Here is a 20038-nt window from a genome sequence, read left to right on the forward strand (position 1 = left end):
CATCGCCCCGTCTAGAACCACGTCCTGAAAGGGACGTGGTTTTTTTTCGGCTCGTCGATATCACCTCCCGCGGGACGGTTCAACCTGGCACGTCGGCCTATTGCATACCACCCTTGAGCAGTGCCAAAGTGACGATACATCGCGTCGGCCGGAACCCGACGCCCACCCACACCGGGAGGGCCGCAACATGACGTTGCAGTCAGAGGTTCCGAGCAAGCCTGCCGTCAAGGCAGCCACGACCGTCGCCAAGTCGGCATCGGCCGGCCAGAGTACATCCCTACTGAAGCCCGATCTGCTGGGCCTGAAGATCGGCCTCCAGGGCGACCATGCCGTCACCGAGGCACTGGCCGGCGCACGTGAGGGCATTATCGAGCCGCATGAGCGCCTCGACCTTGCGCACCTCGTGATCCTCACCGGCGACAGCGGCGCCATGATCGAAGCCAGTAATGGTCGCGTCGTGCTGACGGGAGTACGCGGCGCACGCAACGATTGCCGCCTGCTGCTTCGCAAGTCGTACAGCACGCTGCGCTGCGAGGTGCACGCCGCAGGTTCGGAGGCGCACCTGGCATTCGTCATGTGGCGCAACGATGCGTGGAAGGAATTACAGACGATCGACATCAAACGGCCGCCACCGCGTGCTTCCCGGGAAAGTCACGATGGCAGGCTCAGCACGATCGTCGAATACCGCGCCGAAGCCCCGGATGAGCTTCACGGCTTTGTCTGGCGGGGTGGCTTGCTGAGCATCACCGGCCTTGCGCTGATACCTTGATGAACACCAGCGACTGACGCCGGCCCCCGAAGTGCGTCGGCAAGGCCCAGCCAGGCCGGCCATCAAAGCAGGACGACCAGCACGTGCGTCGCCGCTAGGCAGGCGGTAGCGCCATGGATCGGCAACGAGCGCCATGGAGAGTGTGGCGAGCAGGCAAGCAAAGAGCGCGAGTGTGGGTAAAGGGTTTAAACCAAGGGCGAAAAGTACGGGAATCACGGTAAAACCGAGTGTCCCTGCCGCCAGCGGATCATGACGCTGCACGCACCATTACACGGAAGGCGGGAACGGGTGGACCGACGATTGCCGGTCCACCCTGTACGTCCATCACTTCAGCCCGCGATCCTTCAGCATCGGCTCGATGCTGGGCTCCTTGCCACGGAAGTCGCGATACAGCTTGCCCAGTTCCTCGGTGTTGCCGCGGGAGAGAATCTTGTCGCGGAATATCTGCCCATTCTCGCGGGTCAGGCCGCCGTGCTCCTTGAACCACTCGAAGGCGTCCGAATCGAGCATCTGCGTCCACAGGTAGGCGTAGTAACCGGCCGCGTACCCGTTGCCCCAGATGTGCTGGAAATAGCTCGAGCGGTAGCGCGGGGGCACCTGCGCCAGCGTAAAGCCCGCCTTCTTCAGCGCGGCGGCTTCGAACGCGTCCACGTCCTGCTTCTTGTCGCTGGCCGGCAGCATGTGCCACTGCATGTCCAGCAGCGCCGCCGAGATCAGCTCGCTCATCGCGTAGCCCTGGTTGAAGCTGCGGGCCTTGACGATTTTCTCCACCAGCTCCGCGGGCATCGGTACACCCGTCTGGTAGTGCTTGGCGTAGTTAGCGAATACCTTGGGATCGGATGCCCACTGCTCGTTGAACTGCGAGGGGAACTCGACGAAGTCACGCGGGGTGTTGGCACCCGAGAGCGACGGGTACTGCGAGTTGGCGAACATGCCGTGCAGCGCGTGGCCGAACTCGTGGAACATCGTGGTCACGTCGTCGAACGACAGCAGCGCCGGCTGGCCCGCCGCCGGCTTGGTGAAGTTGGCCACGTTGTAGACCACGGGCTTGTCGCCGAACAGCCTGGACTGGTCGACGAGGTTGCTCATCCACGCGCCGCCGTTCTTGTTGTCGCGCTTGAAGTAGTCGCAGTAGAACAACGCCATCGAGGTGCCGTCCTTGTCGAATACCTCGAACACGCGCATGTCCGGCTGCCAGGTAGGGATGTCCTTGCGTTCCTTGAAGGTGATGCCGTAGAGCTGGTTGGCGGCATAGAACACGCCGTTCTGCAGCACGTTGTCCAGCTCGAAGTACGGTTTGACCTGTGCTTCGTCCAGGTCATATTTCGCCTTGCGAACCTTCTCGGCGTAGTGGTCCCAGTCCCAGGCCTGCACCTGGAAATCACCCTTTTCCTTGTCGATCACGTCCTGGATGTCCTTGGACTCCAGCCGGGCGCGCGCGACCGCGGCCGGCGCCAGGCGCTCCATGAATTTCTCGGCCGCCGCCGGCGTCTTCGCCATCTGGTCGTCGAGGCGCCAGGCGGCATAGTTGGGGAAGCCGAGCAACTTGGCCTGTTCCGCCCGCACCTGCGCGATGCGCGTGATGGTATCGCGCGTGTCGTTGGCGTCGCCGTGTTCGGCGCGCTCCCACGATGCCTTGAACAGCTTCTCGCGCGTGGCGCGATCGTTCATGCCCTGCAACGCCGGCTGCTGCGTGGTGTTCTGCAGCGTCACCACGTACTTGCCGTCCAGCTTGCGATCCTTCGCGGCATCCGCTGCCGCGGCGATGTCACCGTCCGACAGGCCGTCCAGCGACTGCTTGTCGTCGACCACGAGCGCACCGGCCTTGTTGGCGGCCAGCAGCAGGTTGGTGAATCGCGTGCCGAGGGTGGATTCTTCCTTGTTCAGTGCCTTGAGACGGGTCTTGTCGGTTTCCGACAGCTTCGCACCCGCATGCACGAAATCCTTGTAGGTCACCTCGAGCAGGCGCGCCGATTCGGGATCGAGCTTGAGCGATGCGCGCTTGTCGTACAGCGACTGCACCCGCTTGAACAGGGTGTCGTTGAGGTAGATGGCATCGGTGTGCGCGGCCAGTTCGGGCGAGAGGTTTTCCTCGGCCTTCTGCAACGTGTCGTTGGTGTTGGCACCGGTCAGTGCGTTGAACGCGCTCTGCGCGCGCTTCAGCAACACGCCGGATTTCTCGAACGCCACGATGGTGTTATCGAACGTGGGCTCTTCGGTCGCATTGGCGATCGCGTTCACCTCGGCCAGTTGCTGCTTCATGCCCTCTTCGATCGCCGGCTGGAAATCGCCGTCGGCGATCTTGTCGAACGGAGGCGCATGGAACGGCAGCGTGCTGGCGACCAGCAGCGGGTTCTCATGGGGTGCGGGTGCGGCGGCCGGAGCGGTCGTCGCCGCGGCGGGACTCGACGGCGACGTGCCTGCGGGGGCCGGCGTGGCCGCCTTGTCGGCGTCGTTGGACGAGGAACAGGCGGCGGTAAGGGCGATCGAAATGGCGATCACGAGGCTGCGGACCTTCGGCATGGCGGGATGTCCCCTGCGGTGAGCAAAACGCCGACTCTAGCGGTGCAGGGCCGGCGGGGACAACCGCCTTGCAGGGCGAACGACTCAGCGGGTGTCGCGAAGCTCCCAGCTCGAGCCGATCAGCAGGTTGAGCCGGTGCTTCACCAGGCGCATGGGAAGCGAGGTGGTCAGCTGGATATCCGTACGATCGTTCGACAGCTCGCCGGACGCGGAGGCCGCGCCGTCCACCGCGCCGAGGCTGGGGTCGACCTCGTCGGGCTCGGGCTGCCTGGCGCGCCAGCGCTGGAACAGGTCGTCGCCGCGCATGGCCGCGGCGATGTCGGCGGCGAGCTTGTCCGGGCCGATGCCCTGGAACGACAGCTCGGGGTCCGGGCCCTTGGCCCGGCTCATGTCTTTTACCGAAAGGTAGTAGGTGGTCATGCTGTCTTGTTACGTCCGCAGGCGTGAAGCCGCCGTCAGCCCAGCGGCGACAGGTCGAGCAGGTTGGCCGCGTCCACCGGGGCGATGCGGTAGGGCAGCACGCCCAGGCACGGCGCTGGCAGGCAGGCGCGCAGCGTATCGATGTTTTCCTCGCGCAACGGCATCGTCGGCTCGATGATGTTGGCGATCCACCCGGCGAGCCGGCAGCCGTCCGCGGCGATGGCCCGGGCGCTGAGCCGGGCATGGTTGATGCAGCCAAGCCGGATACCGACCACCAGCACCACGGGCAGCATCCAGCGACGGGGAAAATCCTCCGCGGAGATGCCCTCGCCGAGCGGCACCAGCCAGCCGCCGACGCCTTCGACCACCACGCGCTCGTAGTCGGTGCACAGTGCCTCGAACGCGGCGTCCAGCGGCGGCCAGGTCACCGGGCGACCGCTGCGGGCCGCGGCGAGGTGCGGGGCCACGGCGTCCTCGAAGGCGAGCGGATTGACCAGGGCGTACGGCGGCGGCGGCCAACTGGCGGCTTGCAGGTCCAGGGCATCCTGGTTGCGCAGGCCGTCACGCGTGCGCCCGGAGCCGCTGGCCACGGGCTTCATCCCGGCCACCCGCTCGCCAGCCTGGCGGAACGCGTGCACCAGGGTCTGGGCGGCGTGCGTCTTGCCGATGCCGGTGTCGGTTCCGGCGACGAAGAGGTGTCGCGACATACGATGGAGGCCTTGCGGGAACGATGGCATGGCACCATACACGGCTTCCGATGATGAAATGAACGGGAACCGCCATGTTCGAAGCCAGGGCTATCGCCACCGAGGACAAGGCCGCGCTTTACGCGGAACTGCTGCAACAGGCCCAGGGCCTGATGCACGGCGAGACGAACACGATCGCCAACGCCGCCAACTTCGCCGCACTGGTCTACGACGCCGTGCCGGAGCTCAACTGGGCAGGGTTCTACCTCTACGATGGCACCGAGCTGGTGGTCGGGCCTTTCCAGGGCAAACCGGCCTGCATCCGCATCGCGCTGGGGCGCGGCGTCTGCGGCACGGCCGCGCAGACCCTGCAGACCCAGGTGGTGCGCGACGTCCACGACTTCGATGGCCACATCGCCTGCGATGCCGCCTCCAATTCGGAAATCGTGGTTCCGCTGACGAAGGCCGACGGCAGCCTGTTCGGGGTCTGGGACGTGGACAGCCCCCGCGTGGCACGTTTCGACGACGAGGACAGGAAAGGCATGGAGGCGCTGTGCCGCGCCTTCATGGCCACGCTGGGCTAACCGGCGGCTGGCGGCGCGCCTACACCAGTTCGTGCGGGCGCGGCGTCGCCAGCAGTTCCATGACGCGGGCGCGCGCCTCCTCGATGCCGGTCCTGGCCGGCGACGAAAACACCTGCGCGGTGCCACGCACGTTGTTGGTCCGGAAATCCTTGCGCAGGGCCTCCAGGGCGGCCGAGGCCTGTCCGCGGGACAGCTTGTCGGCCTTCGTCATCAGCACGTGGCAGGGCAGGTCGGTGGCCGCGCAGAACGCAAGCATGGTGCGGTCGAAATCCTTCAGTTCGTGGCGGATGTCCACGATCAGCACGATGCCGCGCAGGCTGCGGCGCATCTTCAGATAGGCATCGATCTCGCCACGCCAGTGCATGCGCATGGCTTCGGGCACCTTGGCGTAGCCGTAGCCGGGCAGATCGATCAGCCGTGCGTCCACCGGCGCCTCGCCCTCGATCTTCAGCGGTGCCAGGTCGAACACCACCATCAGCTGGGTGCGACCCGGCGTCTTCGAGGTGCGGGCCAGGCCGTTGTGGCCGGTCAGCGCGTTGAGCGCGCTGGACTTGCCGGCGTTGGACCGGCCGGCGAACGCCACCTCGGCACCCTGGTCGTAGGGCAACTGGGTGATTTCGTTGGCGGCCAGCACGAAGCGGGCACTGTTGAGGGGGTTCGAGGACATGTGCGGCTGGCCGGAAGGCGGGGATCGACGGTCGGGCAGTGTATGCGATACCGCGCGCAGCCGCGCGCCGACGCGGTTTGACCGGGCTCTCCCGCGCCCCCCATAATCTTTTGATCGCGGCGCGCTGGGGAGCTCGCCCGACTCGGAAGCATCCCTCCTGGAGAGACGTATGAAGTTTCGGCACGCCGCCGCTGCCATCACCGCGATGCTCGTCATGAATTTCGCCACGGCCCAGACGGCCGCGCCCGCGAAGGCGGCTACCGCGCCGGCGCCGGCCAGCACCGCGGCCAAGCCCGGCGCCAATCCCGCCGCGGACCCGGCTACCCCGGGCATGCCCGCGACCGAAACCACCACCGCGCCCGTGGGCGGCACCACCGCCGCGGTCAAGCCCGGCGATGCCGCCACCGGCCAGGGCAAGGCGGCCGCCTGCGGTGCCTGCCACGGGCTGGACGGCAACTCCACCGATCCGCAATACCCGCGTCTGGCCGGGCAGAGCGAGCAATACATCGCCGCGCAGCTGGCCGATTTCAAATCCGGCAAGCGCATGAACCCGATCATGATGGGCTTCGCCCAGCCGCTCAGCGAGCAGGACATGCATGACATCGGTGCCTACTTCGCCACCAAGGCATCGCTGCCGGGCGTGGCCGACCAGGCCTACGTGGACCAGGGCCAGACCCTCTACCGCCAGGGCGATGTCAACCGCGGCATCCCGGCCTGCATGGCCTGCCACGGCCCGGACGGCGGCGGCAATCCCGGCGCTCGCTACCCGCAGCTGACCAGCCAGCATGCGAAGTACATCGAGTCGCGCCTGAAGGCATGGCACGACGGCAACGCGCAGAGCGACGACCCCCACGCGCGCATCATGATCACCATCGCGCAGAAGCTGGACGAGAAGGATATCGCCGCCGTGGCCAGCTACATCGAAGGCCTGCACACGAACGAACCGACGCAGGCTGCACCCGCGACGCCCTGATGGCGTTAAAGTTGGACGATCGAACGGGCCCCTTCGGGCCCGTTCTCGTTCTCGAAGGTAAGAAAAGGAACCCCGATGCGTATACGCCTTCCCCTCCTCTGCGTGGCCCTGCTGTGCCTTGCCGCCTGCGGCTCCGGTAACCACGACGCGGCTTCCACGCCGTCGCCCACCCCCGCGGCCACCGCGGCGCCGGCCGCCACCACGGCACCGGCGGCCACGCCGGCCGGCGCCACCTCGACCGCGGCGAGCACGCCTGCCGGCGCGGGCAGCACCGCTTCGGCGGCCCCCGCTCCCGCCGCCGAAGCGGACGACAAGCGCCCCGCGCCCAAGCCCTTCGTCGACGACGGCAAGTGGGTGGAGGGCAAGCAGTACTTCCGCATCGACCCGGCACAGCCGACCAGCACGCCCGGCAAGATCGAGGTCACCGAGGTATTCTCGTACGGCTGCCCGGCCTGCTTCCAGTTCCACGGCATCGTCGACCAGATGGTCAAGGACCTGCCCCGCGGCACGGTCATGACGTACACACCGGCATCGTTCCGCCCGGACGAGAACTGGCCGCTGCTGCAGCGCGCCTATCTCACCGCGCAGGCATTCGGCGTCGACAAGCAGAGCCACGACGCCATGTTCGATGCCGTGTTCAAGAGCGGTGAGCTCGGCATCATGGACCAGCAGACCAACAAGCCGAAGGCGCAGTCGGCCTGGCCCACCATCGACGACGTGGCCAAGTTCTACGCGAAGTACGGCGTGAAGCCGGAGGAATTCGTCGCCACGGCCAATTCCTTCACCATCAACACGAAGATGAAGCGCGCCGATGAACTGATCCGCGCCTACGAGGTCGATAGCACGCCGACCATCGTGGTGAACGGAAAATACCGCTTCACGGCCGCGACGGCCGGTGGCTATCCCCAGTCGATCGAGTTGGTGCAGTGGCTCATCAGCAAGGAAGCCGCGGGCAAGTAACCGCGTTCCCGACCCTTTACGGAGATCTTCATGTTCAAGCGTCTATCGCTCCTTTTCGTGGGCCTGGCCCTCACCGCGGCGTGCAGCGCCAAGCCGGCCGACCCCGCTGCCGCGGCCAGCTACACCGACGGCACGCAGTACGTCACCATCGCCAAGCCGCAGCGCCTCGATCCGAAGGACGGCAAGGTGGAAGTCGTCGAGGTGTTCTCGTACGGCTGCGTGCATTGCGCGCATTACGAATCGTACGCGGAAGCCCTGCAGAAGCAGCTGCCCAAGGGCGTGGTGTTCCGTGTCATCCCGGCGGCGTTCAACGACGCCTGGCTGCCGTATGCGCAGGCCTACTATGCGGCCAAGCAGCTCGGCGTGGCCGAGAAGGCCCATGCCGCCTTGTTCAAGGCGATCCATGAGGACCATTACCCGATCCGCACCATCGATGAACTGGCCGGCTGGTACGCGCAGAACTACGGCGTGGACAAGGCGAAATTCATCCAGCTGGCCACGAACGACGAAGCCATCCGCAAGCGCATCCTCGACGACGGCAAGCTGATCCAGGCGTGGGGCATCGACGGCACGCCCACCGTCGTCGTGGACGGCAAGTACCGCAGCGCACAGATCAAAGACTTCGACGAGCTCAACGGCGTCACCAAGTACCTGGTCGACAAGGAACTCAAGGGCGGCAAGTAAGCCCTGAGGCTATCCGATGCCCCCTGTTCACGCGGCGGGGGGCATCCTCTGGCGCTATCGCCGGACGAGAACCAAAAGCCCCCACACATGACCCGCTTCACGCCGCCACCCGTCATCGCTCCGGAGCGCACCCTGCGCCTGTTGAGCTGCAACATCCTCGCCGGCGCCAGCGTCCAGCGTTATAGCGATTACGTCACGCGCAGCGTCAACGCGGTGCTGCCTGCGCGCTCCAAGCTCGACAACCTGGATTCGCTCGCCCAACTGCTGCACGAATTCGACGTGGTCGGCCTGCAGGAGGCCGATGCGGGAAGCCTGCGCTCGGGCTTCCTCAACCAGACCCGCTACATCGCCGAAGCCGCCGGCATGCCGTACTGGAGCCACCAGCCCAACCGGCCGATGGCGCGCGTGGCGCATTCGGCCAACGGCCTGCTGAGCCGGATCGAACCCAGCGAAGTCATCGACTACCCCCTGCCCGGTCGCATCAAGGGCCGCGGCGCGCTGTTCGTGCGTTTCGGCACCGGCACCGACGCGCTGGTGGTGGTCATCGCCCATCTGTCGCTGGGCGCGGCGGCGCGCATGGGCCAACTGGGCTTCATCGCCGAATTGCTGGCCCCGTTTCCCCACGCGGTGCTCATGGGCGACCTCAACACCGAGCCCAGCTCCCCCGAGATGCGCCGCCTGTTCGAGAAGACGGCGCTGCAGCCACCGACGGTCAGCACGCCCACCTTCCCCAGCTGGAAACCGCGGCGCGCGCTGGACCACATCCTGACCTCCGCCGACATCGCGCTGGACAGGACATGGACATTGCCCCGCGCCTTCTCCGATCATCTGCCGCTTGCCGCCGAAATCCGCCTGCCGCTCGCGCTGGCAGAAGCCGCCGGCGCCCTGCCCACGAGATAAGCCCGTCATGAAGTCCAGCCTGCGCGCCGCCCTGCCCTGGGTCGTCATCGTCATCGTCGCGCTCGCCGCCACCGTGTTGCGCTACGGCTTCATCGAACCCGCCGACGCGGCACACGCGTGCGACGGTGCCGATGGCCCCTGGTGGTGCACCACGCGCAACCTCATCGTGCAGGGTTTCCTGACCTACGCCTACGGCTACGCCGCCGTGCTGATGGCCCTGGTCGCCCTTTTCTGGCGCAACACGGTATCCGCCGTGCTAGCCGCGTCGCTCGGCGTCATCGCCCTGCAGCTGTACTGCTACGAAGGCGGCGCACTGGCCCTGCTGATCGGCGCCCTCCGCCTGGTCCGCGTGCAATACGACCAGACCCGCCCCGCCCTGCCGAATAGGGCCATGTAGGAGCGCACGATGTGCGCGATAGGGGCTTGCCTCTTCGCCGCTTCGTTGGCTTTTCGCGCACATCGTGCGCTCCTACACGTCGGTATCGGGCTCGGGCAGGCGCGCGCGGCGCCACGCGCCCAGCACCGGCAACGCCATGGCCAGGTTGAGCACCAGCCAGCCCCACGACACGGCGTTCGCGCCCTGCTCCTGGACCACGACGGCGACCGCCAGCAGCGGCAACCACACGGCCAGCAGGCGTTCTTCCACCAGGGGCATCAGCGTGTCGTTGCGCGTGCGCAGCACGCCCAGCACGAAGAACCCGATGCACGGCAGCGCGAACAGGCCGATCGGAAAATCGCGATAGCGTCCGTTGAACACCAGCAGGATGCCGTAGAGCGTGAGGACGAACATCCAGAAGAAACGCTGCGGCGTGAACACGTCGGACCAGGCGATGCCGAGGCGCCGCCGCTCCACGGGACGCGGCGCCACCGCGGCAGGATCGACCGGCGAGGCCAATCGCGCCGCGATGGTACGCGACAGCGACACGGCGGTGACCAGCGCCAGCAACCCGATGACGATGCCGACCGTCCATTCCACGTCGTTGCGCGCGGCGAACGACAGCAGCCGCAGGTGCGCCGCCAGTGCGGTGCCCGTAGCGAAGCCGGCGAGCGCGAGCGCCACCCAGCCCGATGCACCCCGCCAGCGGCGACGCACCGCGCCCGCGGCGAGGAAGACCAGCGCCATCAGGCCGCCCGCCGCGATAGCCCACGTCCAGCGCGGCTCCTCGACGATGGGGCCCTGCATGGCGAACTTCGGTTCGGCATCCGCGTCGAAGATGCCCCAGTAACCACCCACCGTGCCCTCCAGGTCGCGCTTCCACGGCTGGTCGAAGGCCTCGATGACGTTGTACGGCATGTCCACCGTCGCCGCGTAGTTCAGGAACTCGCGCATGTAACGCGCCTCGTTGACCAGGCTGGCGCTGGCGTCGCGACGCGTGCGGCCCTGGCTGGGCCAGCCGGTCTCGCCGATCATGATGGCCTTGCCCGGAAACTCGCGCTTCATCTTCTGGTACACGTCCGCGACATGGCGCACCGCGTCTTCGGGCGCCACCGGCTGGTCTTCCCAGTACGGCAGGATGTGGATCGTGAGGTAATCCGTCGCCTTGGCCAGTGCGGGATGCTTCTGCCAGAACTCCCACACGTCGGCGTAGGTCACCGGAACGTCCGTGGCCTTGTTCACCCGCGCGATGTAGCTGGCCAGTTCCTTCTCCGACAGTTCGCCGCGTAGCAGCACTTCGTTGCCCACCACGATGCCGCGCAGGCTGTCGTGATCGCGCCGCGCCGCCGCCAGCCCCAGCTGGATCTCGCGCTCGTTGGCGGCCGGATCGCGGCCCAGCCAGATGCCCATCAGCACCTTCATGCCGTAGCGGCCGGCAAGATCGGGAACGGCACCCAGGCCCTGGCCCATCGAATACGTGCGCACGCAGTCGAAACGCGTGGACAGCGCCTTGAGGTCGGCGTCGATGCGCTCGGGGGGAATGAAGGCGTGGATGTCGAACGGCGTTTCGCCCTTCAGCCGGAACGGCGCGTAGGACACGCAGGCGATCTTGGCCGTCGGCGAGTCCGGCAAGGCGATCGGGCGGCCGAGGACGAACCAGTACCCCGCGCCGAAGACGGCGGCCAGGGCAAGAATGAGCCAGGCGAGGGGTCGCGCCAGGCGCGCATGGGAGAGATGGGGCGGCATGCCGTTCCAGTTGCCAGAGCGTAAGGGGGAAACCGCCCAAGCTTAGCGGACCCGCGCGCGACGGAGCGATGCCTCCCGCGCGGGGCGTTCATCAAGCCTGCGCACCGGCTTCGCTTACAATCATCGGGTAAGCACCCGTGAAGGAATCCCGATGGTCTTCGCCCCGAAGGCACTGCGACGCAGCGCCCGCTCGTTTCGCCTCATGGCCGGTCTCGCCCTTGCCGCCTGTGGCCTCACCGTCACCCTGAGCGCTTCCGCCGAGGGGACCGACACCGAGCGCGCACGGTTTCGCCAGGCGTATGCCGTCGCCCAGCAGGGCGGTGACGCCTGGCGCGCCCAGGCCGGCGGCCTCGAACGCTACGTGTTGTTCCCCTACCTCGAGGCCGCGGCCCTCGAGCACGACCTGCGCACCCTGGATCGCGCACGCGTCGAGGCTTACCTCAATGCCAATCGTGGGCTGATCCCCGCAAGCGACCTTCGCCGCGACTTCCTCGCCGAACTCGCCCGCCGCAAGGACTGGCCCACCTTCACCGCGATGTACCAGCCGGGGCTCGGCGACGCGCTGAGTTGCTTCGCCCTCCAGGCCAAGCTGTCCCGTGGCGAGCCGCTGGTGTTCGCGACCGACCTGGCGGACCTATGGAAGAAGGCCAGCCTGCCAGACGCCTGCGACCCGGTGCTGGGCGCGGCGCACGACCAGGGCCTGCTGACGCCGGATCGCCTGTGGACCCGTATCCAGACCGCGGCCGAAGCAGGCAAGGGCGGCACCGTCGCCGCGCTGGCGGGCTGGCTGCCGGCCGACGATGCGGCGGCGGCACAACGCATCGCCAAGGCCCTGAACGATCCCAACGGCGCACTGCGCGACGCGTCCACATGGCCGGATACACCGCGCGGCCGTCAGGCCGTGACGCTCGCCCTGCAACGCATGGCCCGCAAACAGTCCACCGTGGCCGACAGCGCCTGGACCACCCTGGCCCCGCACTTCGCCCTCAGCGAACAACAGAAGGGCGCCGTCCTCAATGCCCTCGCACTGTTCCACGCCACCGACTTCGACGAGTCCGCGCTGGATCGGCTGGCTGCGCTGCCGGCGGGTGCCCAGACCGACGCGACACGCGAATGGCGGGTGCGCGTCGCCCTGGCCAGGCAGGACTGGCCGGCGGCGCTGACCGCCCTCGATGCCCTGTCGCCCACGCAGAAAGACGACGGCGAATGGCGTTATTTCCGCGCACTGGTGCTGGGCCGGTTGAACCGGCAGACGGAAGCGCGGGCGATCTACCAGAACGTGGCACAGGAAGCCACGTACTTCGGCTTCCTCGCCGCCGACCGGCTCGACGCGTCCTATGCGATCTGCCCCGCCTCCATGGCCACCGACGAGCGCCGAGAGGCTTCGCTGCTGGCGGAGCCGGGCATGGACCGCGCGTTCGAACTCTACGCCGTGGGCCTGCAGAAGTACGCCCGGCGCGAGTGGACGGCCGCGCTGGCCGGACGCGACGCCGATACCCAGCGGCTTGCCGTGGACCTCGCCTTCCGCAAGGGCTGGTACGACCGCGCGGTGTTCGCGCTGTCGTCCGGCGATGCCCTGCGCCTTTACGAGCAGCGCTTTCCGCTGGCACGCCAGGACGGCGTGGTCGAACAGGCCAGCCAGGCGGGCATCGAGGCGCCTTGGGCCTACGCGATCATCCGCGCCGAGAGCGCATGGATGACCGACGCACGCTCGGGCGCCGACGCACGCGGGCTCATGCAGCTGCTGCCCGGCACGGCCTCGCTGGTGGCCAAGCGCAACGGACTGGCCTGGAACGGCGGTGACAGCCTCTACGAGCCCACCACCAACATCATCCTCGGCACGCGCTACCTCGCCCAGATGGCCGCGCGCTACAACGGCGCCCCGTGGCTGGCCAGCGCCGCGTACAACGCCGGACCCAACAAGGTCGACCAGTGGGTGAGCGCCCGCGGCACCCTGGACCCCGACCTGTTCGTCGCCAGCATCCCTTATAAGGAAACCCGCGAATACGTCGCCCGCGTCATGGCTTTCGCCGTGATCTACGACTGGCGCCTGACCGGCAACGCCCTGCCGATCGGCTCGCGCATGACCCGCTTCGGCACCACGTATGCGCTTCCGTCGGCGGGCGCCGTCCGCAAGCCGGTGGCCTGTCCGGCACCCGCAGTGACTCGCCCAACACCACCGACAGCCCCGGCCGTGTCACAGCCGGCACCCGCCGAGGCGACATCCGCCCCGGCCCCTCAGGAACCCCAGAGCTGATCCGCTTGGCGTCGAGCGCCAGGCGGCCTAGGCTGAACTCATGAACGCTCAACGCATCGTCATCCTCGGTGGCACCGGCTTCGTCGGCGGCACGCTGGTTCCCCGGCTCGCCGCCGACGGACATTCCCTCCTGCTGCTCTCCCGCAATCGCGAGGCACGCCGTCACAGCGCGGTGGGACGCCAGGTCACCACCGTCACGGCGGATGTCTACGATCCCGCCACCCTGCGGCGGCACATCGCCGGCGCGGATGCCGTCATCAACCTCGTCGGTATCCTCAGCGAGAGTGGCCGGCACACGTTCGAACGCGCGCACGTGGGGCTGACGCGGCTCGTCATCGAGGCCTGCCAGGCCACCGGCGTCCATCGCCTGCACCAGATGAGTTCGCTCAAGGCCGGCCAGGGACTATCGAAATACCTCCGCTCCCGCGGCGAGGCCGAAGCCCTGGTCAAGGCCTCCACGCTGGACTGGACGCTTTACCAGCCAAGCACCATCTTCGGGCCGGGCGACGGCCTGGTCAGCCGGTTCGATGCGCTCCTGCGCCTGGCGCCGGTCATTCCGCTGCCGCGGCCGCAGGCGAAAATGGCGCCGGTCTACGTCGGCGATGTCGCCGAGGCGATCGCCCGCTCGGTCGCCACGCCCGCCGTCAGCCTGCTGCGCACGTTCGAGCTGTACGGGCCGGAGACCTGGACCCTGATCGACATCGTCCGCGCCATCCGCGATGCGCGAGGCCGGCATCGCGTAGTCCTTCCCATGCCCGACAGCCTGGGTCGCCTGCAGGCGCAGTTCGCGCAGTTCGTTCCCGGCAAGCCGTTCACTCCGGACAATTTCCTCTCGCTGCGCACGGATTCCGTCGGCAAGGTCGACGGCCTGGCCCAGCTCGGCATCGCACCCCAGTCGTTCGCGGCCTGGTTGCCGCGGCTGCTGGGCCAGCCCGTACGCCAGCGCCGGCTTGACGAAGCGCGCACCAAGCGCCGCCCCTGACACGCCCATGGAGATCTACCTCGTCGGCGGCGCCGTCCGCGATCAGCTGCTCGGCCGCCCCGTGGTGGATCGCGACTGGGTCGTCGTGGGAGCCACGCCCGACGACATGATGGCCGCCGGCTTCAAGCCGGTCGGCAAGGATTTCCCCGTCTTCCTGCACGGGCAGACGAAGGAGGAATACGCGCTGGCGCGCACGGAGCGCAAGACGGGCCGCGGTTACCACGGCTTTGCGTTCCATGCCGACCCCAGCGTCACCGTGGAGCAGGACCTCGAGCGCCGCGATCTGACCATCAACGCCATCGCCCAACGCGACGACGGCAGCCTGGTGGATCCGTTCGGCGGGGTCGACGATATCCGCACGCGCATGCTGCGTCACGTCTCGGCCGCGTTCGCGGAAGATCCGGTCCGGCTGTTGCGTGTTGCGCGCTTTGCGGCGCGATATGCCCCACTGGGTTTCACGGTCGCCGACGACACGATGGCGCTGATGCGGCGCATGGTGGACGACGGCGAGGTGGATCACCTCGTGCCCGAGCGCGTATGGACCGAAACGCGCAAGGCGCTGGCCGAACCTCGTCCGTCGGTATTCGTGCAGGTGCTGCGGGACACCGGCGCGCTGCGCCTGCTGTTTCCCGAGGTGGATGCGCTCTACGGCGTACCCCAGCGGCCGGAGTACCACCCGGAAGTCGATACGGGCATCCACGTGCAACTGGTGCTGGACGCCGCGGCGGCGCTGGCCCCGGGCGATGCGCTGGTCGGCTGGTGCGCCCTGACGCACGATCTGGGCAAGGCCCTGACGCCGGCGGATGTCCTGCCCCGGCACATCATGCACGAGCAGCGCGGCATCGCGCCCGTTCGCGAACTGTCCGCCCGGCTCAAGGTGCCTGCGGAATACGCCTTCATGGCCGAGATGGTCTGCAAGCACCACCTCAACGCGCACATGGCGTTCGAACTGAAACCGACCACCCTTCTTCGCCTGCTCGATGCCCTGGGTGCGCTGCGCCGACCGGAGCGCCTGGAGACGTTCCTGCTCGCCTGCATGGCCGACAAACGTGGACGCGCCGGCAGTGCCGATGCCCCCTATCCGCAGGCCGACTTCCTGCGCAGCTGCCGCGCAGCGGCCGCGGCCGTTACCTCGCAGCCCTTCGTCGAACGGGGCTTGCAGGGGCCCGCTATCGGCGAGGCGATGAAGAAAGCCCAGGCTGCGGCTATCGCCGCGGTGCCCCGCCCCAACGCCTGACGCCCCGTCCGGTCGACCCGGCGCGATCCCTAGAGACGCGAGCCCTGGTCCGCCGCCATCACCTCGGTCGGGAGCACGCCCGCGTCGATGTCCCTGGCGAACATCATCACCTGGAAGCGCTCGCCCATCTGGTCGGGCAAAGTCAGCTTCTTCACTTCCTGCGACAACCGGAAGCGCGCCGCTTCATCGGTCAGACCCAGATAGTCGTCCTCGAAAACGTCCTGCAAGCCGGCGGCAATCAGGAACCGCGCCTGTGACAGGTAGGCGGCCACGCCGAACCCCGCGTTGTTGCCCGCCTCCGCCAGCGCCGTGAAGTCCACCGATGCGGTCAGGTCCTGCAGGCCCGGGAGGTGGAAGACGTCGTTGTGGGCTCGGTGGCGGTAGAACGCGCGCAGCGTGCCGTCGGTGCGCTCGGGCAGGTAGAACTCCCCGCGGGTGTAGCCGTAATCGACGAAGACCATCGCGCCGCGACGCAGTGTGCCGGCCACCGCCTGCATCCAGTACGGCAGCTGCGGCAGGATCTCGGTGCGATAGCCATCGGCGAAGTCGCGACCCAGGTCGCGTTCCACATGGCGCACGGCCCCGCGGACGAGGGCATCGGCCGGACGGTCGCTGCGCGTGAACCGACCTTCGCCATCGAGCACCACGTGCTCTTCGTAGATTTCGCCCTCGCGGGCCGTGATCCGTGTGGTCGGCAGGGCATCGATCACTTCGTTGGCGAAGATCACGCCCTCCCACTCCGTTTCCAGCGGGCCGTCGAGCCAGCTCACGCGCGCGGCCAGGCCGGCAGGCAGGTTGGCGTGCAGGCGTTCGCGCTGGCGCTCGCGCAGATCCGCGCTGGGCTCCAGGATCATGAAACGACGCGGTGCGTGGCCGGCGGCATCCAGCGCGCGCAGTGCCGCTTCGGCGAAGGCACCGCTGCCGCCGCCGATCTCGAGGACATCGGCATCGGGCCCCAGGGAAGCCAGCACCGGTTGGACGGCACGGACGACACAGCGGGCGAACAGCGTACCCAGTTCCGGTGCCGTGACGAAATCGCCATCCGCGCCGAACTTGGTCTTGCCCGCGCTGTAGTAGCCCAGCCCCGGCGCATAGAGGCACCGCTCCATGAACCGTGAGAAGGGCATGGGGCCATGGCTCGCGATCTCCTCGCGGAGCAGGGCGGACAGATGGTCGGAATGGGCGCGCTCGTCGGCGCCGGGAACGGGAAGCTGTGCGGTCATGCCTTCAGGATAATAGAAGGCATGACCGCATGGTCACGTCGGCGCGGAACTCAGAAGTCCTGCTGCAGCGAGAGGAACACGCCACGGCGCGGACCGAACTGCGGCGCACCCACGCCGATACCCGAGCCGTCACGCAGCTGGTAGGTGCGATCCAGCGCGTTGACCAGGGCGAACTGCGCGTGGGTCGCGCCGACGCTGGTCACGTTGAAATCGTGCGCCACGCTCAGGTTGAGCTGGAAGTACGCCGGCATGGTGTCGCCGTTGGGCACGATACCGTCGCGACGCAGGCCGGAGCCGAACAGGTAGTTCGCACCGATGCGCGTGCTGTCCGGGAACGCATAGCTGATGCCGCCCGACGAGGTGTACTTCTGGTCGTGGTCGAGGTGGATGAAGTGGTCCTGGATGTAGGCCAGGTCGTCCGGAGCGAAGTTGTACTGACCCGTGATGATCCGCTTGCCGACGGAGCGGTTGTACGAGAAGTTGAAGTAGGCGGTCAGCGCGCCACCGTCGTAGTTGACGGTCAGCTCATCGCCCTTGACCTTGCCCTGGTCGTAATTGAAGGTCGAATAGATGACGGCGGCGCCGAACTGGCCCTCATCCTGGATGCGCGACACGTTGCGCCTGTAGCTGTCCAGGCCCACGGTCCACTGCGTGCCCAGCTTCTGCGAGATACCCACGTCGTAGTAGCTGCTGCGCTCGGCCAGCGGCGTGTCGTTGCCGTTGTCCGGCAGCGCGTTGGTCGTGCCGACGAACTTCGCGATCGAGGTGGGGCTGATCGATTCGCTGGCCGGCGGGGTGAAGTAACGCGAGTAGCCGGCGTGGATCGTGGTGCCATCCACCGGCTGGTAGACCACGCCCAGGCGCGGGCTGAGCTGGCTTTCCGGCTTGAACGCGTCGTACTTGTCGGCGCGCACGCCATAGTTCACCGTCCACTTGTCGCCGATGCTCCACTCGTCCTGCAGATACAGCGCGTACGTGCGGGCGAGGATGCGGCTGCTGTCGAGGATGTTCAGCGGCATAGTGGAGGTCTGGTTGCCGTCGTCGTCGGCCGGGAACACCAGGGCGTTGTTGGTCGACGTGGCGCGCTCGAACTCACCGTACACGCCGTAACGCAGGGTGTGGCTGTCGCCCAATGGCGTGGCGAAGTCCGCCTGCAGCGTGGTCGCGCGGTTGGCGCGACGCACATCCGAGGCCACGCCGTTGAACATCAGGTCGCCGATGTCGTCGGGCGTGAAGTCCAGGCTGCTGTAACGCTGGCCGGCCGACACCTGATAGGCGGTGTCGCCCATCTTGCCCTGCAGGCTGAGCACGCCGAAGCGGGTCTTCTCCTGCTGCCGCTCGTCGAGCTGCGCGGAGTCGAAGTTGGTGACATCCAGGTAACCGAACTGCGCCGTCTGCCCAGGGTTATTGGGGATCTCGAAGCGGTTGTTGGTCGCACCGAACATGAAGCTGACGCGCGTGTCGTTGTTGATCAGGTACGACACGTCGCCGAACGCCTTCACCTGGTTGGTGTGGTCGTGGATGGCGGTGCGGCTGGCGGTCGGGTTCTCGATGCCCACGTCGTTCTTGAGGTAGTTGGCCGTCAGGAAGAAGCTCCAGTCGTCCTTCTTGCCGAACAGCGTGGCGTTCGGGTTCACGGTGCCGAACTGGCCACCGGTGATGCCGACGCTGCCGCCGACGCCGTCCTTCGGCGTGCGCGTGGTGATGTCCACGACCGCCGCGGTGCGATCACCGTACTGCGCGGGCAGCGCGCCGGTGAGCAGCTTGATGTTGTCGATCATGCGGGTGTCCAGCGTCTGGCCGAAACCACCGATGCTCTCGGGGATCAGCACGCCGTCGATCCGGTACTGCAGGTTGGCGTGATCGCCGCGCACGTGCAGCTGGCCGTAGGAGTCCTGCACCACACCCGGCGCCTGGAGCACGACCTGGTTCAGCGGAGTGGAATCGCCCAGCGGCAACGCCTGGATGGTCTGGCGGGTCATCACGTACTGGCTGCTGCCCGTGTCCGGCGACAGGCTGTTACGGGCCTCGTCCAGGCGCGCATTGACATCGACCTCGCCCAGGTTCGTGGCTTTTTGCGGGGGCGCTTCGTCGGTGGCGAAGGCCGGCGCGGCGGAAAGGGCAAGCGCGATGCAGAAGGCGAGGCGAACAGGGGTCATCGGGGACTCTTCTTACGAATGTTATAACGTTACTGACGACAGGCGCAGCAAGGGGGAATTTCGGTGCGGCGACTATGGCGTTTCGACCTTTCAGACCGCTTTCGGCCCTGAGATTTGTCTCAAAGCATACCGCGAACCCGCTTCATGGACGACTCACGCCCCCAAGGCGACCATGGTCCCCTCGATTCCATGGAACTGCCCCGATGGCGAAGCACGACGCCACCTCCACCTCGAAAGAAATCATTGCCGTGGTCGCCGACCGTACGGAAAGCCCGGTCACCCGGGCCATCCTGAGCTTCGTCAGCCATATCCCGGACAGCGATGTGGCCGCCGCCTCGCCGGCCACGGTGGAGGAGAAATGCCAGCAGCTCGCCGCCGCCGCGGCCCGCAAGGCCGGCCTGACGGCCGGGTCGCTCGCCCTGCCCCCCGGCCCGGTCGGCTGGCTGACCGTCCTGCCGGAACTGGTGGCCATCTGGCGCATCCAGGGGCAGCTGGTCAGCGACATCGCCGCCGCCTATGGCAAGACGGCCAGCCTGGGCCGGGAACAGATGCTCTGGTGCCTGTTCCGGCATACCGCCGCGCAGGCTTTCCGCGACATCGCCATGCGCGTGGGCGATCGTCTGGTCTTCCGCCGGGCCGCGGGCGGGGTGCTGCAGCGCGTGGCCGGGCGCATCGGTGTCAGCGTGTCGAAGCGCGCCGTGGGCAAAGGTATTTCTCGCTGGCTGCCCATCGTCGGCGCCATGGGCGTCGGCGCCTATGCCTACTACGACACCAACCATGTGGCCAAAAGCGCCATGGAGCTGTTCAGCGGCGAAATCCACGTGGAGGATGCCGAGCCGCCAATGACGCAGACGGAGCCGGAGACCGAGGGGAAGTGACGCCACGTGGCGTT

General features: G+C 67.5%; 18 protein-coding genes. 11 read left to right on the forward strand and 7 right to left on the reverse strand.

Annotated elements, in window-relative coordinates; all coding sequences use genetic code 11:
• Positions 1-100: 100 nt before the first annotated feature.
• On the forward strand, positions 101-769 hold the full coding sequence (locus AB8808_RS19065) for a hypothetical protein (RefSeq protein WP_369931091.1): 669 nt from the start codon (positions 101-103) through the stop codon (positions 767-769).
• A 324-nt stretch (positions 770-1093) separates the two neighbouring features.
• On the opposite strand, the gene dcp is transcribed toward AB8808_RS19065, so the two are convergent.
• The 3 genes from dcp to bioD form a co-directional block, all read right to left on the reverse strand.
• Positions 1094-3292, reverse strand: coding sequence for a peptidyl-dipeptidase Dcp (gene dcp / locus AB8808_RS19070; RefSeq protein ID WP_369931092.1), 2199 nt, complete (start codon positions 3290-3292; stop codon positions 1094-1096).
• Between the two features lie 84 nt (positions 3293-3376).
• On the reverse strand, positions 3377-3712 hold the full coding sequence (locus AB8808_RS19075; RefSeq protein WP_369931093.1) for a hypothetical protein: 336 nt from the start codon (positions 3710-3712) through the stop codon (positions 3377-3379).
• Between the two features lie 35 nt (positions 3713-3747).
• On the reverse strand, positions 3748-4419 hold the full coding sequence (bioD, locus tag AB8808_RS19080) for a dethiobiotin synthase (RefSeq protein WP_369931094.1): 672 nt from the start codon (positions 4417-4419) through the stop codon (positions 3748-3750).
• A 74-nt stretch (positions 4420-4493) separates the two neighbouring features.
• On the opposite strand from bioD, the gene msrC reads away from it, so the two are divergent.
• Positions 4494-4982 (forward strand): free L-methionine (R)-S-oxide reductase MsrC, encoded by a 489-nt coding sequence (gene msrC / locus AB8808_RS19085; RefSeq protein WP_369931095.1) that lies wholly within the window; start codon positions 4494-4496, stop codon positions 4980-4982.
• 19 nt (positions 4983-5001) lie between these two features.
• Here msrC and yihA read toward each other — a convergent pair whose 3' ends face one another.
• A complete protein-coding gene (gene yihA, locus AB8808_RS19090; protein WP_369931096.1) occupies positions 5002-5649 on the reverse strand; it encodes a ribosome biogenesis GTP-binding protein YihA/YsxC in 648 nt (215 codons plus the stop codon).
• A 169-nt stretch (positions 5650-5818) separates the two neighbouring features.
• On the opposite strand from yihA, the gene AB8808_RS19095 reads away from it, so the two are divergent.
• From AB8808_RS19095 to AB8808_RS19115, 5 genes are all read left to right on the forward strand, one after another.
• Complete coding sequence (locus AB8808_RS19095; RefSeq protein ID WP_369931097.1) at positions 5819-6622, forward strand: c-type cytochrome; 804 nt, start codon at positions 5819-5821, stop codon at positions 6620-6622.
• A gap of 75 nt (positions 6623-6697) precedes the next feature.
• The gene (locus tag AB8808_RS19100) at positions 6698-7582 is read left to right on the forward strand and encodes a thiol:disulfide interchange protein DsbA/DsbL (protein WP_369931098.1); all 885 of its coding nucleotides are present in this window, start codon (positions 6698-6700) and stop codon (positions 7580-7582) included.
• Positions 7583-7612: 30 nt separating this feature from the next.
• Positions 7613-8266, forward strand: a complete 654-nt coding sequence (locus AB8808_RS19105) for a thiol:disulfide interchange protein DsbA/DsbL (protein WP_036139321.1) — start codon at positions 7613-7615, stop codon at positions 8264-8266.
• An 87-nt stretch (positions 8267-8353) separates the two neighbouring features.
• Positions 8354-9166 (forward strand): endonuclease/exonuclease/phosphatase family protein, encoded by an 813-nt coding sequence (locus AB8808_RS19110; protein ID WP_369931099.1) that lies wholly within the window; start codon positions 8354-8356, stop codon positions 9164-9166.
• A 7-nt stretch (positions 9167-9173) separates the two neighbouring features.
• The gene (locus AB8808_RS19115) at positions 9174-9563 is read left to right on the forward strand and encodes a hypothetical protein (RefSeq protein ID WP_369931100.1); all 390 of its coding nucleotides are present in this window, start codon (positions 9174-9176) and stop codon (positions 9561-9563) included.
• A 72-nt stretch (positions 9564-9635) separates the two neighbouring features.
• Here the strand turns inward: AB8808_RS19115 and AB8808_RS19120 are convergent, their stop codons facing one another.
• On the reverse strand, positions 9636-11288 hold the full coding sequence (locus tag AB8808_RS19120) for a glycoside hydrolase family 17 protein (protein ID WP_369931101.1): 1653 nt from the start codon (positions 11286-11288) through the stop codon (positions 9636-9638).
• A 151-nt stretch (positions 11289-11439) separates the two neighbouring features.
• Here AB8808_RS19120 and AB8808_RS19125 point away from each other — a divergent pair, with 151 nt between their 5' ends.
• From AB8808_RS19125 to AB8808_RS19135, 3 genes are read left to right on the forward strand one after another with little or no spacing between them, the layout of a single operon-like run.
• Complete coding sequence (locus tag AB8808_RS19125) at positions 11440-13545, forward strand: transglycosylase SLT domain-containing protein (protein ID WP_369931102.1); 2106 nt, start codon at positions 11440-11442, stop codon at positions 13543-13545.
• A gap of 40 nt (positions 13546-13585) precedes the next feature.
• Positions 13586-14527 carry a complex I NDUFA9 subunit family protein gene (locus tag AB8808_RS19130; RefSeq protein ID WP_369931103.1) on the forward strand — a complete coding sequence of 314 codons (942 nt, stop codon included), beginning with the start codon at positions 13586-13588 and terminating at the stop codon, positions 14525-14527.
• A gap of 7 nt (positions 14528-14534) precedes the next feature.
• Positions 14535-15764: a multifunctional CCA addition/repair protein gene (locus tag AB8808_RS19135; RefSeq protein ID WP_369931104.1), complete on the forward strand. Its 1230-nt coding sequence runs from the start codon at positions 14535-14537 to the stop codon at positions 15762-15764.
• A gap of 29 nt (positions 15765-15793) precedes the next feature.
• Here AB8808_RS19135 and AB8808_RS19140 read toward each other — a convergent pair whose 3' ends face one another.
• Entirely contained in the window at positions 15794-16987 is a 1194-nt protein-coding gene (locus tag AB8808_RS19140; protein WP_369931105.1) for a class I SAM-dependent methyltransferase, read from the reverse strand.
• Between the two features lie 50 nt (positions 16988-17037).
• Complete coding sequence (locus AB8808_RS19145) at positions 17038-19146, reverse strand: TonB-dependent receptor (protein WP_369931106.1); 2109 nt, start codon at positions 19144-19146, stop codon at positions 17038-17040.
• A gap of 203 nt (positions 19147-19349) precedes the next feature.
• Between AB8808_RS19145 and AB8808_RS19150 the strand changes: the two genes are divergently transcribed.
• Complete coding sequence (locus AB8808_RS19150; protein ID WP_369931107.1) at positions 19350-20024, forward strand: hypothetical protein; 675 nt, start codon at positions 19350-19352, stop codon at positions 20022-20024.
• Positions 20025-20038 lie beyond the last annotated feature (14 nt).

The sequence above is a fragment of the Xanthomonas sp. NCPPB 2632 genome (assembly GCF_041228075.2).
Lineage (GTDB): Bacteria > Pseudomonadota > Gammaproteobacteria > Xanthomonadales > Rhodanobacteraceae > Luteibacter.

What these genes read in the sequence shown, in the direction of transcription:
- dcp (WP_369931092.1), bottom strand. Translation starts at nt 3,292, where the DNA reads ATGCCGAAGGTCCGCAGCCTCGTGATCGCCATTTCGATCGCCCTTACC.
- AB8808_RS19075 (WP_369931093.1), bottom strand. Translation starts at nt 3,712, where the DNA reads ATGACCACCTACTACCTTTCGGTAAAAGACATGAGCCGGGCCAAGGGC.
- bioD (WP_369931094.1), bottom strand. Translation starts at nt 4,419, where the DNA reads ATGTCGCGACACCTCTTCGTCGCCGGAACCGACACCGGCATCGGCAAG.
- msrC (WP_369931095.1), top strand. Translation starts at nt 4,494, where the DNA reads ATGTTCGAAGCCAGGGCTATCGCCACCGAGGACAAGGCCGCGCTTTAC.
- yihA (WP_369931096.1), bottom strand. Translation starts at nt 5,649, where the DNA reads ATGTCCTCGAACCCCCTCAACAGTGCCCGCTTCGTGCTGGCCGCCAAC.
- AB8808_RS19095 (WP_369931097.1), top strand. Translation starts at nt 5,819, where the DNA reads ATGAAGTTTCGGCACGCCGCCGCTGCCATCACCGCGATGCTCGTCATG.
- AB8808_RS19100 (WP_369931098.1), top strand. Translation starts at nt 6,698, where the DNA reads ATGCGTATACGCCTTCCCCTCCTCTGCGTGGCCCTGCTGTGCCTTGCC.
- AB8808_RS19105 (WP_036139321.1), top strand. Translation starts at nt 7,613, where the DNA reads ATGTTCAAGCGTCTATCGCTCCTTTTCGTGGGCCTGGCCCTCACCGCG.
- AB8808_RS19110 (WP_369931099.1), top strand. Translation starts at nt 8,354, where the DNA reads ATGACCCGCTTCACGCCGCCACCCGTCATCGCTCCGGAGCGCACCCTG.
- AB8808_RS19115 (WP_369931100.1), top strand. Translation starts at nt 9,174, where the DNA reads ATGAAGTCCAGCCTGCGCGCCGCCCTGCCCTGGGTCGTCATCGTCATC.
- AB8808_RS19120 (WP_369931101.1), bottom strand. Translation starts at nt 11,288, where the DNA reads ATGCCGCCCCATCTCTCCCATGCGCGCCTGGCGCGACCCCTCGCCTGG.
- AB8808_RS19125 (WP_369931102.1), top strand. Translation starts at nt 11,440, where the DNA reads ATGGTCTTCGCCCCGAAGGCACTGCGACGCAGCGCCCGCTCGTTTCGC.
- AB8808_RS19130 (WP_369931103.1), top strand. Translation starts at nt 13,586, where the DNA reads ATGAACGCTCAACGCATCGTCATCCTCGGTGGCACCGGCTTCGTCGGC.
- AB8808_RS19135 (WP_369931104.1), top strand. Translation starts at nt 14,535, where the DNA reads ATGGAGATCTACCTCGTCGGCGGCGCCGTCCGCGATCAGCTGCTCGGC.
- AB8808_RS19140 (WP_369931105.1), bottom strand. Translation starts at nt 16,987, where the DNA reads ATGACCGCACAGCTTCCCGTTCCCGGCGCCGACGAGCGCGCCCATTCC.
- AB8808_RS19145 (WP_369931106.1), bottom strand. Translation starts at nt 19,146, where the DNA reads ATGACCCCTGTTCGCCTCGCCTTCTGCATCGCGCTTGCCCTTTCCGCC.
- AB8808_RS19150 (WP_369931107.1), top strand. Translation starts at nt 19,350, where the DNA reads ATGGCGAAGCACGACGCCACCTCCACCTCGAAAGAAATCATTGCCGTG.